General features: G+C 61.7%; 15 protein-coding genes. 11 read left to right on the top strand and 4 right to left on the bottom strand.

Annotated features, from left to right (window positions below):
* The first annotated feature begins 63 nt into the window (after window positions 1-63).
* From ACMGF5_RS11630 to trxA, 3 genes are read left to right on the top strand one after another with little or no spacing between them, the layout of a single operon-like run.
* Window positions 64-516, top strand: a complete 453-nt coding sequence (locus ACMGF5_RS11630; RefSeq protein WP_012312506.1) for a YbaY family lipoprotein — start codon at window positions 64-66, stop codon at window positions 514-516.
* Window positions 517-1,176 (top strand): class I SAM-dependent methyltransferase, encoded by a 660-nt coding sequence (locus tag ACMGF5_RS11625; protein WP_196997397.1) that lies wholly within the window; start codon window positions 517-519, stop codon window positions 1,174-1,176.
* A 31-nt stretch (window positions 1,177-1,207) separates the two neighbouring features.
* Window positions 1,208-2,080 (top strand): thioredoxin, encoded by an 873-nt coding sequence (trxA, locus tag ACMGF5_RS11620; protein WP_251962058.1) that lies wholly within the window; start codon window positions 1,208-1,210, stop codon window positions 2,078-2,080.
* Window positions 2,081-2,137: 57 nt separating this feature from the next.
* Here trxA and ACMGF5_RS11615 read toward each other — a convergent pair whose 3' ends face one another.
* Window positions 2,138-2,482: a hypothetical protein gene (locus tag ACMGF5_RS11615; protein ID WP_115273465.1), complete on the bottom strand. Its 345-nt coding sequence runs from the start codon at window positions 2,480-2,482 to the stop codon at window positions 2,138-2,140.
* Window positions 2,483-2,615: 133 nt separating this feature from the next.
* Here ACMGF5_RS11615 and ACMGF5_RS11610 point away from each other — a divergent pair, with 133 nt between their 5' ends.
* The 5 genes from ACMGF5_RS11610 (at window position 2,616) to ACMGF5_RS11590 (ending at window position 6,494) form a co-directional block, all read left to right on the top strand.
* Window positions 2,616-3,200 (top strand): DUF2796 domain-containing protein, encoded by a 585-nt coding sequence (locus ACMGF5_RS11610; RefSeq protein ID WP_414157797.1) that lies wholly within the window; start codon window positions 2,616-2,618, stop codon window positions 3,198-3,200.
* Window positions 3,201-3,911: an ABC transporter ATP-binding protein gene (locus ACMGF5_RS11605; RefSeq protein WP_046785090.1), complete on the top strand. Its 711-nt coding sequence runs from the start codon at window positions 3,201-3,203 to the stop codon at window positions 3,909-3,911.
* Entirely contained in the window at window positions 3,911-5,176 is a 1,266-nt protein-coding gene (locus tag ACMGF5_RS11600) for an ABC transporter permease (RefSeq protein ID WP_414157796.1), read from the top strand. The genes ACMGF5_RS11605 and ACMGF5_RS11600 overlap by 1 nt, the downstream gene beginning before the upstream one ends.
* A gap of 9 nt (window positions 5,177-5,185) precedes the next feature.
* Window positions 5,186-5,701, top strand: coding sequence for a DUF3299 domain-containing protein (locus ACMGF5_RS11595; protein WP_046785088.1), 516 nt, complete (start codon window positions 5,186-5,188; stop codon window positions 5,699-5,701).
* Between the two features lie 109 nt (window positions 5,702-5,810).
* Window positions 5,811-6,494, top strand: a complete 684-nt coding sequence (locus ACMGF5_RS11590) for an OmpW/AlkL family protein (RefSeq protein ID WP_012312498.1) — start codon at window positions 5,811-5,813, stop codon at window positions 6,492-6,494.
* A gap of 159 nt (window positions 6,495-6,653) precedes the next feature.
* Here ACMGF5_RS11590 and ACMGF5_RS11585 read toward each other — a convergent pair whose 3' ends face one another.
* Both ACMGF5_RS11585 and ACMGF5_RS11580 read right to left on the bottom strand, forming a co-directional pair.
* Complete coding sequence (locus ACMGF5_RS11585; RefSeq protein WP_046785087.1) at window positions 6,654-7,586, bottom strand: NAD-dependent epimerase/dehydratase family protein; 933 nt, start codon at window positions 7,584-7,586, stop codon at window positions 6,654-6,656.
* Window positions 7,579-8,463 carry a sugar nucleotide-binding protein gene (locus ACMGF5_RS11580; RefSeq protein ID WP_046785086.1) on the bottom strand — a complete coding sequence of 295 codons (885 nt, stop codon included), beginning with the start codon at window positions 8,461-8,463 and terminating at the stop codon, window positions 7,579-7,581. Before ACMGF5_RS11580 ends, ACMGF5_RS11585 begins: the two co-directional genes overlap by 8 nt.
* Window positions 8,464-8,702: 239 nt before the next feature.
* Here ACMGF5_RS11580 and ACMGF5_RS11575 point away from each other — a divergent pair, with 239 nt between their 5' ends.
* Together ACMGF5_RS11575 and ACMGF5_RS11570 are read left to right on the top strand one after the other, a co-directional pair.
* Complete coding sequence (locus tag ACMGF5_RS11575; protein ID WP_119688184.1) at window positions 8,703-9,764, top strand: hypothetical protein; 1,062 nt, start codon at window positions 8,703-8,705, stop codon at window positions 9,762-9,764.
* A 16-nt stretch (window positions 9,765-9,780) separates the two neighbouring features.
* A complete protein-coding gene (locus ACMGF5_RS11570) occupies window positions 9,781-10,566 on the top strand; it encodes a TSUP family transporter (RefSeq protein ID WP_115273461.1) in 786 nt (261 codons plus the stop codon).
* Window positions 10,567-10,633: 67 nt separating this feature from the next.
* On the opposite strand, the gene ACMGF5_RS11565 is transcribed toward ACMGF5_RS11570, so the two are convergent.
* Complete coding sequence (locus tag ACMGF5_RS11565) at window positions 10,634-11,443, bottom strand: helix-turn-helix domain-containing protein (protein ID WP_012312493.1); 810 nt, start codon at window positions 11,441-11,443, stop codon at window positions 10,634-10,636.
* A gap of 178 nt (window positions 11,444-11,621) precedes the next feature.
* Between ACMGF5_RS11565 and ACMGF5_RS11560 the strand changes: the two genes are divergently transcribed.
* Window positions 11,622-13,064, top strand: a complete 1,443-nt coding sequence (locus ACMGF5_RS11560) for an alanine/glycine:cation symporter family protein (RefSeq protein ID WP_115273460.1) — start codon at window positions 11,622-11,624, stop codon at window positions 13,062-13,064.
* The last annotated feature ends 15 nt before the right edge of the window (window positions 13,065-13,079 follow it).

Genomic DNA, 13,079 nt, shown 5'->3' with positions numbered 1-13,079 from the left:
CACTGGCAAGACAAGCCAAAGGGGTTAACATCCAGGGTAAATCTGCCCCTGAAGGACTACCCCATGCATTATCGAGCGCTCGTCGTGCTGGGCTGCGCCGCCCTGCTCGCCGCCTGTGGCAGCGATCGGCCGAAGACCGAGCCAGCCCCGGCACCTGCGCCCGCCAAGGTGGCGAAAAAGGCCGAACCGCTGGGCCCGCTGCCCGCCTATCAACGCGAACTGAGCGGTACCTTGCTGGAAATCCCCCGCGGTGCCGACGTGGAGCTGGCCTTGCTGGTCATCGACGAGCGCGACCGGCCGCAACAGCTTCTGGCCAGCAGCACCCTGACCGGGACCGGCCAGGCGCTGCCCTACCGCCTGCGCTTCAACCCGGAGGTCTTTCCGGCCGGGGCTCGGGTCGAACTGCGTGGCCGCGCCAGCCAGTCGGGCCAACTGATCATGCACCTGCCGCCCGTGCGCATCACCCAGGCCCAGACTCAGGCCACTGGCCCGCTGCGTTTCAAGAAGGCGCCTTAGGTGGCGCCGCTTGCCTTGCAACAGGCCCTCAGCGGCCTGATCGGCGAAGCGCGGCTGGTCGTCAGTGAACTGCCGGGGTGTACGCTCAAACTCTGGTTGATCGACGATCAGAACATGGACCGCGCCTTCAGCAGCGAAGAAACCCGGCGCATTCTCGACGACCCACCGTACTGGAGCTTTTGCTGGGCCAGCGGCCTGGCCATGGCCCGCTACCTGGCCGAGCACCCTGAATGGGTGGCCGGCAAGCGCGTGCTGGACTTTGGCGCCGGCTCCGGTATCGCCGGCATTGCTGCAGCGCGCGCCGGGGCATTGGAAGTGGTGGCCTGCGATCTCGACCCGCTGGCACTCGATGCCAGCCGCGCCAATGCCGAGCTGAACGGGGTCGAGCTCAGTTACAGCAATGACTTCTTCGCCGAAGAAGACCGTTTCGACCTGATTCTGGTTGCCGATGTGCTGTACGACCGCGCCAATCTGCCGCTGCTCGATGCCTTCCTCGGCCGCGGTCGCCAGGCGCTGGTGGCAGACTCCCGAGTACGCGATTTCAGCCACCCGCTTTACCAGCAGTTGGGCGTGCTTGAAGCACTGACCCTGCCGGACCTGGCCGAGCCGCACGAATTCCGCCGGGTCAGCCTGTACCACGCCAGCCGCGAGCCTTTATAGTGGTGCCATTCACGGATTTGCGAGAGTCACGATGAGCCAGGAAACACCGTTTATCTTCGATGCCACCGATGCCAACTTCCAGCAACTGGTGATCGAAAACTCCTTCCACAAGCCGGTCCTCGTGGACTTCTGGGCAGAGTGGTGCGCGCCCTGCAAGGCGCTGATGCCACTGCTGGCGAAAATCACCGAGGGTTATCAGGGCGAGCTGCTGCTGGCCAAGATCAACTGCGACGTTGAGCAGCAAGTCGTTGCCCAGTTCGGCATTCGCAGCCTGCCCACGGTTGTGCTGTTCAAGGATGGCCAGCCGGTCGACGGCTTTGCCGGCGCGCAGCCGGAGTCGGCGATCCGCGCCATGCTCGAGCCTCATGTGCAGATGCCTGCCGCACCGGCCGCCTCGCCCTTGGAGCAAGCCAAAGGTTTGTTCGCCGAGAGCCGTTTCGCCGAGGCTGAGGCGTTGCTGCAGGCCCTGCTGGGTGAAGACAACAGCAATGCCGAGGCCCTGATCCTGTATGCCCGCTGCCTGGCCGAGCGCGGTGAGCTGGGCGAAGCGCAGATCGTGCTGGACGCGGTCAAGACCGATGAGCACAAGGCCGCCCTGGCCGGTGCCAAAGCGCAGCTGACCTTCCTTCGCCAGGCCGCCAGCCTGCCGGAAGTCGCCGACCTGAAAAGCCGCCTGGCGCAGAACCCGCAGGATGATGAAGCGGCTTACCAGCTGTGCATCCAGCAACTGGCGCGCCAGCAGTATGAAGCGGCGCTGGATGGGCTGCTGAAACTGTTCCAGCGTAACCGCGCCTATGAAAACGGCTTGCCGCAGAAGGCGATGCTGCAAGTGTTCGACCTGCTCGGTGGCGACCATCCGCTGGTGGCTGTTTACCGCCGCAGGCTGTCTTCGGCCATGTTCTGATTCGCCCAACAGGCGAGGGCCATGCCCTCGCTCGTGGGGCAACACAGGCCTACAGCTTTACCCGATCCAGTGATACACCGGCGCATCCGCGCCACTTTCCACCTTCACCTCACTGCTGTGTCGCAACCGCACCAGCAGCCGCTTGCCCGCCGCCGTACTACCCGCCAGCCCTTCCAACCGGTCCAGCAATTCTGGCCCGTTCATCTGCCCCGCCTGACGCAGCACCTCCCGCGCAGCCGTCCACTGCCCGTCATCCTGGCGCGGCGCTGCCGCTATAGCCTGCGATACCGTTTCGGCCGCCACAGGCATTTCAAGCTGCCGCCCCAACTGCGCCCACTCTTCGGGCTCCAGCTCAATGCTCAGGTCCACTGGCCAGTCACCAATCTGTCCACGAATTCTCACGATGCATTCCTTCAAGCGCGTTCAATACCCTCATGCTACAACAACATGAAACCTGCACCACGCAGGCTGGCGGGACAGAGAAAAGTTGTTATAACATTACCAAATCATTCCCCGTCTGCTTCTGGAGTCGTCCATGCGTCGCCTGCTGCTCGCCCTGCCCTTCGCACTGCTGCCACTGGCCGTGGCTCATGGCCACGAAGGCCATGACCATGACCATGACCATGATCACGCCCACGGCACGCTCGGGGCGCATGAGCACGGTGTGGCCAAGCTCAATGTGGTGCTCGACGGCAACACCCTTGAGCTGGAGCTGGACAGCCCGGCAATGAACCTGGTCGGCTTTGAACACAGCGCCAGCAGTGATGCCGACAAAGCCAAGGTCGCCGCCGTGCGCCAGCAGCTCGAGCAACCTCTGAAGCTGTTTGGCCTGGCAGCGGCTGCTGGCTGCCAGGAAGATGCTCAGGAGCTGGAGAGCCCACTGTTCGGTGATACGGCAAAAGATGACGACGGTGATGAACATGAGCATGGCCACCAGCACAGCGACATCAGTGCGCACTATCAGCTCAAATGCTCCACCCCGGAAAAACTCTCTCAGCTCGACCTCACACCGCTGTTCAAGACCTTCCCCGCCACGCAGAAAATCAATGTGCAGTTGATCGGCCCGAACGGCCAGAAAGGCCTGGAAACCTCGCCTGCCAAGGCCGTGGTCGCGTTCTGAATGAGCCTGCCGTTGATCGCCCTGCAAGACCTGGTGTTCGCCTGGCCAGGGCAGCCGCCATTGCTGGATATCCCCGCGTTTCGCCTGGAAGCAGGCGAGGCCCTGTTCCTCAAGGGCCCCAGCGGCAGTGGCAAGACCACCTTGCTGGGCCTGCTGGGCGGGGTGAACGTGCCAGCCCAGGGCCGTATCCAGTTGCTCGGCCAGGATCTCGGCAGCCTTGGCCAGGGCGCCCGCGACCGCTTTCGGGTCGATCACACCGGTTATATCTTCCAGCAGTTCAACCTGCTGCCGTTCCTCTCGGTACGGGAAAACGTCGAACTGCCCTGCCGCTTTTCGCACAGCCGGGCCGACCGCGCCCGCCAACGCCACGGCAGTGTCGACCAAGCTGCCCGCGAGCTGCTTGCCCATCTGGGCCTGAACGACCCGGCACTGCTTGCCCGCCGCGCCGACAGCCTGTCGATCGGCCAGCAACAAAGGGTGGCCGCTGCCCGAGCATTGATCGGCCAACCCGAGCTGGTCATTGCCGACGAACCGACCTCGGCACTGGATGCCGACACCCGCGAGGCGTTCATCCGCCTGCTGTTCGATGAATGTCGCGCCGCCGGCTCCAGCCTGTTGTTCGTCAGCCATGACCAGAGCCTGGCACCGCTGTTCGACCGTCATCTGTCACTGGCCGAACTCAACCGCGCAGCCACGCCCCGGGAGGCCTGATGTACCTGCTTCGCCTTGCCCTGGCCAGCCTGGCCAATCGCCGTTTCACGGCGTTTCTCACCGCCTTCGCCATCGCCCTGTCGGTGTGCCTGCTGCTGGCCGTGGAACGTGTGCGCACCGAAGCACGCGCCAGTTTCGCCAGCACCATCAGCGGCACCGACCTGATCGTCGGCGCCCGCTCGGGTTCGGTAAACCTGCTGCTGTATTCGGTGTTCCGCATCGGCAACGCCACCAACAATATCCGTTGGGACAGTTACCAGCATTACGCCCAGGACCCACGGGTGAAGTGGGCGATTCCCATCTCGCTCGGCGACTCGCACCGCGGCTACCGGGTAATGGGCACCACCGGTGAATACTTCAGCCATTACCAGTACGGTCGCCGGCAGCACCTGGAGCTGAGCCAAGGCCGTGAGTTCGCCAGCGACCCGTTCGAGGTGGTGCTGGGGGCCGAGGTGGCCGAGGCGCTGCACTACAGGCTTGGCGACAAGCTGGTGCTTGCCCATGGCGTGGCGGCAATCAGCCTGGTCAAGCACGACGACAAGCCGTTCACCGTGGTCGGCGTGCTCAAACGCACCGGCACACCTGTCGACCGCACGCTGCACATCAGCCTGGCGGGCATGGAGGCGATCCATATCGACTGGCATAACGGCGTGCCTGCCCGTGGTGCCGGGCGCATCAGCGCCGAACAGGCTCGCAGCATGGACCTGCAGCCCGCCGCGATCACCGCGTTCATGCTGGGCCTGAACAGCAAGATCGCCACCTTCAGCCTGCAGCGCGAGATCAATGAATACCGCAGCGAGCCGCTGCTGGCGATCTTGCCCGGGGTAGCGCTGCAGGAGTTGTGGAGCCTGATGGGTACGGCCGAACAGGCGTTGTTCGTGGTCTCGCTGTTCGTCGTGTTGACCGGTTTGATCGGCATGCTCACGGCCATTCTCACCAGCCTCAACGAACGTCGCCGGGAAATGGCGATTCTGCGCTCGGTGGGGGCCCGGCCTTGGCACATTGCCGGGTTGCTGGTGCTTGAAGCGCTGGCACTGGCAAGTGCCGGTATCGTTGCCGGGCTTGGCCTGCTGTATGCCGGCATCGCCCTCGCCCAAGGCTACGTTCAGGCCAACTACGGCCTGTACCTGCCGCTGGCCTGGCCCAGCACGCACGAGTGGACGCTGCTTGCTATCATCCTCGGCGCAGCGCTGCTGATGGGCAGCGTGCCGGCCTGGCGCGCTTACCGGCAGTCGCTGGCCGATGGGTTGTCGATTCACCTCTGAGAAAACGCCATGTTCCGCGCGCTGTTTTTGTCCCTGCTGATGCTCGCCGCCCCCACCTGGGCGGCCGAACCCCGCGAACTCGACTGGCCTGCACTGATCCCGGAAGGCGCGCCGATCATCCCGCCGCAACTCGCCCCACTGCACGACATGTCGCAACTGAGCAGCGCCCTGTCCGCTGAGTCAGCCCCAGCGGCGCGCCAGCAAGCGCCCGATGCGCCGGTGGTCAAGGACCTGGACGGCCAGCAAATCAAACTTCCCGGCTATATCGTGCCACTGGAAGTCAGCGAAGAAGGTCGCACTACCGAGTTCCTGTTAGTGCCCTACTACGGCGCCTGTATCCATGTACCGCCACCGCCCTCCAACCAGATCGTGCATATTTTCAGCGAAATGGGCGTACGCGTCGAAGACCTGTACCAGCCCTACTGGATTGAAGGAAAGCTGCACGTCAGAGCCTCCAGCAGCGAACTGGCCGACGCCGGCTACCAGATGGAAGCCGAGAAAATATACGTTTATGAGCTGAAGTGAGAACTGTTTCTAATTCGTGAACGCAGTTCTTTGAGCTGGGTCAAACATTCGGTTTAGACGGCTCCGTACCATTGGACAACTTGATTACTCACGTCCTTTCGGAGCTTCCATGAACAAGTCCTTGCTCGGCGCCTCACTTGTGGCCCTTGCGCTCGCCGCCCCTGCCGCCCACGCCTACCAGGCGGGAGACATGATCCTGCGCGCAGGCGCGATCACCACCGCCCCGAACGAAAGCAGCGGCGACCTGAAGTTCGACGGCAACAAGGTGTCGGGCACCAAGGCGACCCTGGACAGCGACACCCAACTGGGCCTGACTTTCGCCTACATGCTCACCGACCACGTCGGCCTTGAACTGCTGGCGGCCACGCCGTTCCAGCACACCGTGGGCGTGAAGGGCCTGGGTGGCGGCCTGGACGGCAAGCTGGCCGACATCAAGCAACTGCCACCGACCCTGTCGCTGCAGTACTACCCGATGGCACCGAACTCGCGCTTCCAGCCGTACGCGGGCATCGGCATCAACTACACCCTGTTCTTCGACGAAGACCTGAGCAGCGCGCGCAAGCAACAAGGCTTCAGCAACCTCAAGCTGCAGGACTCGGTCGGTATCGCCGGGCAGTTGGGGATGGACTACATGCTCACCGACAACCTGTTGGTCAACGCTTCGGTCTGGTACGTCGATATCGACACCAAGGCCACCGTCGACGGCCCGAGCGCGCTGGGCTACAGCAAGACCAAGGTCAACGTGGAAGTCGACCCGTGGGTCTACATGGTCGGCCTTGGCTACAAGTTCTGACCACTGCGATGCAGGGCGGCCAAGGCCTGATGCCAGTCAGTTAGTCTCATTAGGGCTGCTACGCAGCCCATCGCCGGCAAGCCAGCTCCCACAAGGTGCGGAGTACATCAATCAGCGTGGGAGCCGGCTTGCCGGCGATGGGCCGCAAAGCGGCCTAAGTCAGGCCTTGCCGAGCAAGTGCGCCAGCCCTTCGACCATCGAAGTCGGCTGCGGAAAATCGAATCGTGCCAGCAAACGCTGGTTATCCGCCCGCGAGTGGCGAATGTCACCCGAACGAGCCTCGCCATAACTGACAGGCGGCAAGCTGCCGACCACGGTTTCCAGCGCCTTGAGCAACTGGTTCAGCGAAGTCGCTTGGTTCAGGCCGATATTCACCGCGCCCTCTTCCACCTGCGGCTGCTCGAGCGCCTGCACCATCACCTGCACCAGGTCGCCCACATACAGGAAATCCCGAGTTTGCTCGCCGTCGCCGAACACCGTGATCGGCAACCCTTGGGTGGCCCGCTCACTGAAAATGCTGATCACCCCGGAGTACGGGGACGAAGGGTCCTGGCGCGGCCCGAAGATGTTGAAGAAGCGGAACACCACCGGCTCCAGCCCATGCTGGCGGCGGTAGAAGTCCAGGTATTGCTCGCTGGCCAGCTTGTCCACCGCATAGGGGGTCAGCGGTGCCTTGGGCGTCTCCTCGGCAATCGACTGGCCTTCGCCGTTATTGCCGTACACCGCCGCGCTGGAGGCGAACAGCACCCGGCGCACACCCTGCAGGCGCATGGCCTCACAGACATTGAGGGTGCCGATGAAATTGCTCTGGTGGGTCTTTACCGGGTCTTCGACCGAAGCCTGCACCGAAGCCACCGCGGCCAAATGAACCACAGCGCTGCAACCTGCCGCGGCGCGCTGCACCAATGCGGCATCGGCAACATCACCCTCGACCAGCTCAAGGCGCGGGTTGCCCAGTTGCAGGTTGTCGCGCTTGCCAGTGGAAAGGTCGTCCAGCACACGCACCGCGTAGCCTTTAGCCAGCAACGCATCGCACAGGTGGGAGCCAATGAAGCCGGCGCCGCCGGTGATCAGGATGGGGGCGTCAGCCATGGCGGTAGAAACGGTCCAGTAGAGGCGGCAGGCCGGCGCGCCAGGCACGCGGCTTGATGCCGAAGGTATGAAGGATTTTCTTGCAGGCCAGCACCGCGTTCTGCGGCTCTTCACTGGCATCCGGGCGGGCGGCATGCGCCTGCGCGGTCGGTGCCTGCACGGCCAGCTGGCGATGCTGCCCGGCCTCGGTGAGGATCGCCTGGCCCAGCGCCAGCGGCGTGGTCGCCTCGTTACCGGCGTAGTGGTAAGTGCCCCACAGCGGCGCGGTGCAATCGAGCTGCTTGAGCACCGACAGGATCACCCGCGCGGCATCGTCGACCGGCGTCGGGTTGCCGCGGCGGTCATCGGCCAGCAACAGCTCCTGCGGTTGCTCGGCGCGGGTCAGGAAGCGGCCCAGGGCACCGTCGATGCTCTCGTCCAGCAACCAGCCGAAGCGCAGCAGCACATGCTGCGGGCAGGCCGCACGCACGCTCTGTTCGATGCGCCACAAGGCCTGGCCACGCAGGCCCAACGGCACGGGCTCATCTTTTTCGCTATAGGCCGTGGCACGCGAACCATCGAACACCCGGTAGCTGGAAGGCTGCACCAGGGTGATCTGGTGATGCTGGCACAGCTCCGCCAAGCGCTCCACCGCCCGCTCCTGCTGAGCCAGGCGCGGCTCGCTGACCGACTCGGCCTGGAACCAGTCGAAGTAGTAAGCCAGGTTGACCAGCGCATCGGGGCGATGATCGTCAAGCAGCTGGGTCAGGCTTGCTGGCGTCCAGCCGTCTTCCGGCGGGCGCGGCGCCAGAAATGCGATGTCCTCCTCGGCCCCGAGACGAATCAGCGCTTGCCCGAGGGCATTGCCACCACCCAACAGCATCAGGCGCATACGCATAGAGTCAGCAGATCCGAACAGGTTGATGAGGGAAAGGGTTCATTTTGCGGTTTCCAGACGGGGAAGTCCAACCCTGAGGCTGACAGCACTACCTACCTAAGACGATTCCTACCAGCCCCATGGACATCCCCCACAGCTCGCAAGACCTCGACCTTACATCAGCGGTAAAAAATATCTGGCTAAATAGTCGGCGCCCTAACAATAAGTTTTACCTTTCCCTACATACAAGGAGAACAACAATGCCAGGGGTAAACGCTAAAGCCAGACCCGAGATCCTCCATCTCACATTCAGTAAACTTCAAGCCAGCATACTTGATCACGGCTCCAGACAAACTGCCGCCATCGGCGGCCCAGATGCCGCAGGCGCTGCTGCACTATCTGCCTGCCAGGCACAAATATTGAAAAGCTCACTGGACGATGTACAACTCGAATCGCTTGAAATATTTGCCTCCGGAAAAGCGGCAGCACTTGAATTCGCGGCAATGGAAGCCCCCCATGCCGACCCTGTACCAAAGTGCCTGGCAGACATTGAAACTCTGAAAACCGACCCCGCAATCCTCTATATGGCATCACGAAACCAGATTCTTTTGAACCTTGTCGACTACCGCTCATTCGCTTTCGATATCGACAATGGCGGCATGCAAGTACGGATTGTTGGTAATTTCAAAGGCGGTGGAGAACGATCGCTGCCGAATGAATTTAGCCACCATCACGCGGAACTGAGTTCCCATGCAGGCGTTCAGCTAGGTCCGCACACTGAACCTCCCTATACCTGCTCGGTTCAGTGCGAAGGTGAGCATTCCCCAGCCCCAAGCGCATTGATCCTGAGTGCAAGATGGAATCCATTACGGGAACCGACGCAAGTGATACCCGTACGCAATGCAATTTCAAAACTCAACGCCCTTGAGGGGCTGGCGTTATCTTCCAAGTCATTTTGCTTTACCCGCAGCGACTGCTTCGTTAACGATGAGCATCAGGGGATGAACGCAAGTTCAATACTTCAGTTCGATTCTAGAGGTGATTTTACCCTCCGCTATAATAGCTATAGACACTCATTGCACCATGAAGCCAGCCATTCAACACGACAGGCTTATCAAACATTGCAAGCCTTACTAGAAAACGAGCAACCCTACGACTTTCTACCAAGCCCTGACTCCGCAATATTGATTAATAACAGCCAGGCACTTCACGCTCGCGACATCGTCAAGGACAACCGAAGACTACTGGTTCGTCTATTCGGGTACTCACCTGATGCACGGCCGGTGACATTACAACAAGATCCACTGATCGTACGCGGCTAAGGCGGGGTAGAGAAAAATGGAGACTGAAGTTTCAATACTCTTGACGCTGGCCGCTGTCGCATTGCTCGCCGGCTTCTTTGATGCGATAGCAGGAGGCGGAGGATTACTTACGTTGCCGGCCTTTTTCATTGCAGGTGTCGATCCGTTGGCTGCAATGGCTACCAACAAATTTCAGGCGTCTTCAGCCAGTGTTTCAGCAGTGTGGGCGTTCGCCCGCAAGCGAATGATCCAGTGGCGAACGGGCGGGCCGATGGCCGCTTTGTCGTTCGCGGGTGGCGTTACGGGTGCATTGTCGATCAGCATGCTCGACAAAGCCCTCCTGGAATCAATTGCCCCCATCTTGCTAATTACAGTAGCCCTCTATTTTGCGTTCAGCCCCAAGCTTGGTACCAAGGATCGCAGGCAGAGGATGTCGTATCTGGGCTTCACGCTGGTAGTTGCTCCAGCCATTGGGTTCTACGACGGTATCTTTGGACCAGGCACGGGTTCATTTTTCATGGTCGCCTTCACCTTACTCTTGGGGCAGCATCTTATGCAGGCGATCTGCAGCAGCAAACTGCTCAATGCATCCTGCAACCTCGGCGCCCTTTCGGTCTTTGCCTTTAGCGGCGCAATCATCTGGCCTTTAGCCCTGGCAATGGCACTTTGCGCCATTGTTGGCGCACAACTTGGCGCACGTTGTGCTATCTACTTCGGGCCACGGCTGATCAAGCCATTGCTAATCACTGTTTGCTGCCTGATGTCGTTGAAGCTGTTACTCAATGAGGGACATCCGGCTGGGGAGTGGTTGCGACAGCTTTGACGCGTTGTTGGCTGGCCATTTACCTATCAGATGGTCACCCGCAGCGATACCCATACAGACGCTCAATCTATTCGATTTCGAACAAGCCGTTACTGAGTGGCCCCACACTCAGCCGCTCACGCACGTCGTCATCGATTCGCGGATCGTCCGGCTGATACAGCTTCACCTGCCGGTAGGCGTTGATGCGGTTGATCTCCTCACCCAGGTACTCCCACACCACCCGTGTGCAGGCCGGGTTGCGCCGGTCGCCGCTGGAAACACCGGTCTTCAGGCCATTCAAGCGGGTGATGCGGCTCTTGAAGCTGGGGATGAGGATGGTCTGGCTCATCTCGTTCAGGGTCAGCGACTCGTAGTCGATGAGAAACATCCGGTCCTGCAACTGGAACGCCGCGCCCAGGTAGCGGCAACGCACCTCGGCATGCAGGTCGGTGGCGGTGGAGCGCTCCTGACGCTCCTGGCGTTCGAACAGGAAGCGGCCGCGCTCCTCGCGCAGGTGCACCAGTGACACCAGGATCGTGCCAGGTACCGACATGCAGTTGGAGTACTCGAAGTAATAGCCGCAGTAGCGCGACAGGTTGCCGGCGTGCTCGTGCAACGGGCGGAACAGCTCGCTGATCGGGTCGCTGGGCTGATCGGCCACGGCCGATACCCGGGCGCCGATCAGGCGGGCGAACTGCTCGGGAGGCAAGTTCAGCTCGTAGTCCTCGACACCGAAGAAATCACCGATGCGCTTGAGGTTGAACGCCGTCGGGCGGCTCTGCCCGCTCAGGTACTTGTTGAACTGCGCACGGTTGATCGACAGCTGGCGGCAAACTTCGGAGATAGAGCGGTAGTGGCTGCAGGCCAATTTGAGGTTGGTAGCGAAATGATCGCTCATGTTCTGAATCCAGGGTGACGCGAATGGCGCAAGTGTAGCATCAAGTCGCATCAATTCAGAGCAACCCGCGAAATTGTAACCACTCTTGTCATGGCCAACCATGCGCCCCAACGATAGCGGTGCGCCTGCCGTCCGCTGGTCTTTTCACGCGAAGAATAAGAATCGAGGTCATTTTCCAATGCTCGAAGCACTCAACGATTTCCTTTCGGGGAAGCTTCTCATCGTGCTGATCGTCGGTCTCGGCGGTTACTTCACCATCCGCTCGCGGTTCGTACAGTTCCGCCATTTCGCCCACATGTTCAGTGTGTTCAAGGAATCGCTGCGTGGCCAGGCAGGCCAGCTGAGCTCCTTCCAGGCCCTGATGCTGAGCCTGGCCGGCCGCGTTGGCGCCGGTAACATCGCCGGTGTCGGCATCGCCGTGACCCTGGGTGGCCCGGGGGCCGTGTTCTGGATGTGGGTCACCGCACTGGTGGGCATGGCCAGCAGCTTCTTCGAATGTACCCTGGCCCAGGTGTACAAGCGCGCCGATGGCGATGGCCTGTACCGTGGTGGCCCGGCCTACTACATCCTGCACGGCCTGAAGCTCAGGAGCATGGCCATCGTGTTCTCGATCCTGCTGCTGGTCACCTACGGCTTCGCCTTCATGGGCCTGCAGTCGTACACCGTGACACATTCGCTGCAGAACGCCTTCGGCTTCGACCCAAGCCACACCGGTATCGCCCTGGCGGTACTGCTGGCTATCGTGTTCCTGGGTGGCATCAAGCGTATCGCCGCAGTCTCCGACCTGCTGGTACCGGTCAAGACCCTGGCCTACATCGGCGTGACCCTGTACGTGATCGGAACCCAGATCGAACACGTACCGGCAATGCTGGAAACCATCTTCAAAAGCGCCTTCGGCCTGGACCCTGCATTCGCCGGCCTGCTCGGCAGCGCCATCGTCATGGGCGTGAAACGCGGCGTGTTCGCCAACGAAGCAGGCTTGGGCAGTGCGCCCAACGTCGCTGCCGTGGCTGCCGTGAAGCACCCGGGTGCGCAAGGCGTGGTCCAGGCTTTCAGCGTGTTCCTCGACACCTTCCTGATCTGCACCTGCACCGCCCTGCTGATCCTGCTGTCTGGCTTCTATACCCCGGGTTTCGAAGGTGACGGTATCGTCCTGACGCAGAACTCGCTGGCCGCCGTGGTCGGTGACTGGGGCCGCCTGTTCGTCAGCGTCGCGCTGTCGCTGTTCGTCTTCACCTGCATCCTCTACAACTACTACCTGGGCGAGAACAGCCTGCAGTTCCTCAGCCGCAACCGCCTGGTACTGCTGGTGTTCCGTGGCCTGGTACTGGCGCTGGTGGTCTGGGGTTCGGTACAGGACCTGACCACCGTGTTCGCCTTCGCCGACATCACCATGACCTGCCTGGCCTTCGTCAACCTGGTCGCCTTGGCCTTGCTGTTCAAGGTCGGCCTGCGTGTGATGCGCGATTACGATGACCAGCGCAAAGCCGGCATCAAGCAGCCCGTGTTCGACTCGAGCAAGTTCGCCGACCTGGACCTGGACCGCAACGCCTGGCCGGCCAATCCGCAGGCCGAAACAGCCGTTGACAAAGCCGTCGGCGAAGTTCAGCCGCAGCGCTGATATCCTCGCCTGCCC

The organism is Pseudomonas sp. BNK-15 (assembly GCF_047456105.1).
GTDB classification, from domain to species: domain Bacteria; phylum Pseudomonadota; class Gammaproteobacteria; order Pseudomonadales; family Pseudomonadaceae; genus Aquipseudomonas; species Aquipseudomonas putida_E.
This window is presented reverse-complemented; position numbering and strand designations above follow the sequence as displayed.

Excerpts from the sequence above, each read along its gene's own strand:
- ACMGF5_RS11630 (WP_012312506.1), top strand. The coding sequence starts at position 64 with ATGCATTATCGAGCGCTCGTCGTGCTGGGCTGCGCCGCCCTGCTCGCC.
- trxA (WP_251962058.1), top strand. The coding sequence starts at position 1,208 with ATGAGCCAGGAAACACCGTTTATCTTCGATGCCACCGATGCCAACTTC.
- ACMGF5_RS11610 (WP_414157797.1), top strand. The coding sequence starts at position 2,616 with ATGCGTCGCCTGCTGCTCGCCCTGCCCTTCGCACTGCTGCCACTGGCC.
- ACMGF5_RS11605 (WP_046785090.1), top strand. The coding sequence starts at position 3,201 with ATGAGCCTGCCGTTGATCGCCCTGCAAGACCTGGTGTTCGCCTGGCCA.
- ACMGF5_RS11600 (WP_414157796.1), top strand. The coding sequence starts at position 3,911 with ATGTACCTGCTTCGCCTTGCCCTGGCCAGCCTGGCCAATCGCCGTTTC.
- ACMGF5_RS11595 (WP_046785088.1), top strand. The coding sequence starts at position 5,186 with ATGTTCCGCGCGCTGTTTTTGTCCCTGCTGATGCTCGCCGCCCCCACC.
- ACMGF5_RS11590 (WP_012312498.1), top strand. The coding sequence starts at position 5,811 with ATGAACAAGTCCTTGCTCGGCGCCTCACTTGTGGCCCTTGCGCTCGCC.
- ACMGF5_RS11585 (WP_046785087.1), bottom strand. The coding sequence starts at position 7,586 with ATGGCTGACGCCCCCATCCTGATCACCGGCGGCGCCGGCTTCATTGGC.
- ACMGF5_RS11580 (WP_046785086.1), bottom strand. The coding sequence starts at position 8,463 with ATGCGTATGCGCCTGATGCTGTTGGGTGGTGGCAATGCCCTCGGGCAA.
- ACMGF5_RS11575 (WP_119688184.1), top strand. The coding sequence starts at position 8,703 with ATGCCAGGGGTAAACGCTAAAGCCAGACCCGAGATCCTCCATCTCACA.
- ACMGF5_RS11570 (WP_115273461.1), top strand. The coding sequence starts at position 9,781 with ATGGAGACTGAAGTTTCAATACTCTTGACGCTGGCCGCTGTCGCATTG.
- ACMGF5_RS11565 (WP_012312493.1), bottom strand. The coding sequence starts at position 11,443 with ATGAGCGATCATTTCGCTACCAACCTCAAATTGGCCTGCAGCCACTAC.
- ACMGF5_RS11560 (WP_115273460.1), top strand. The coding sequence starts at position 11,622 with ATGCTCGAAGCACTCAACGATTTCCTTTCGGGGAAGCTTCTCATCGTG.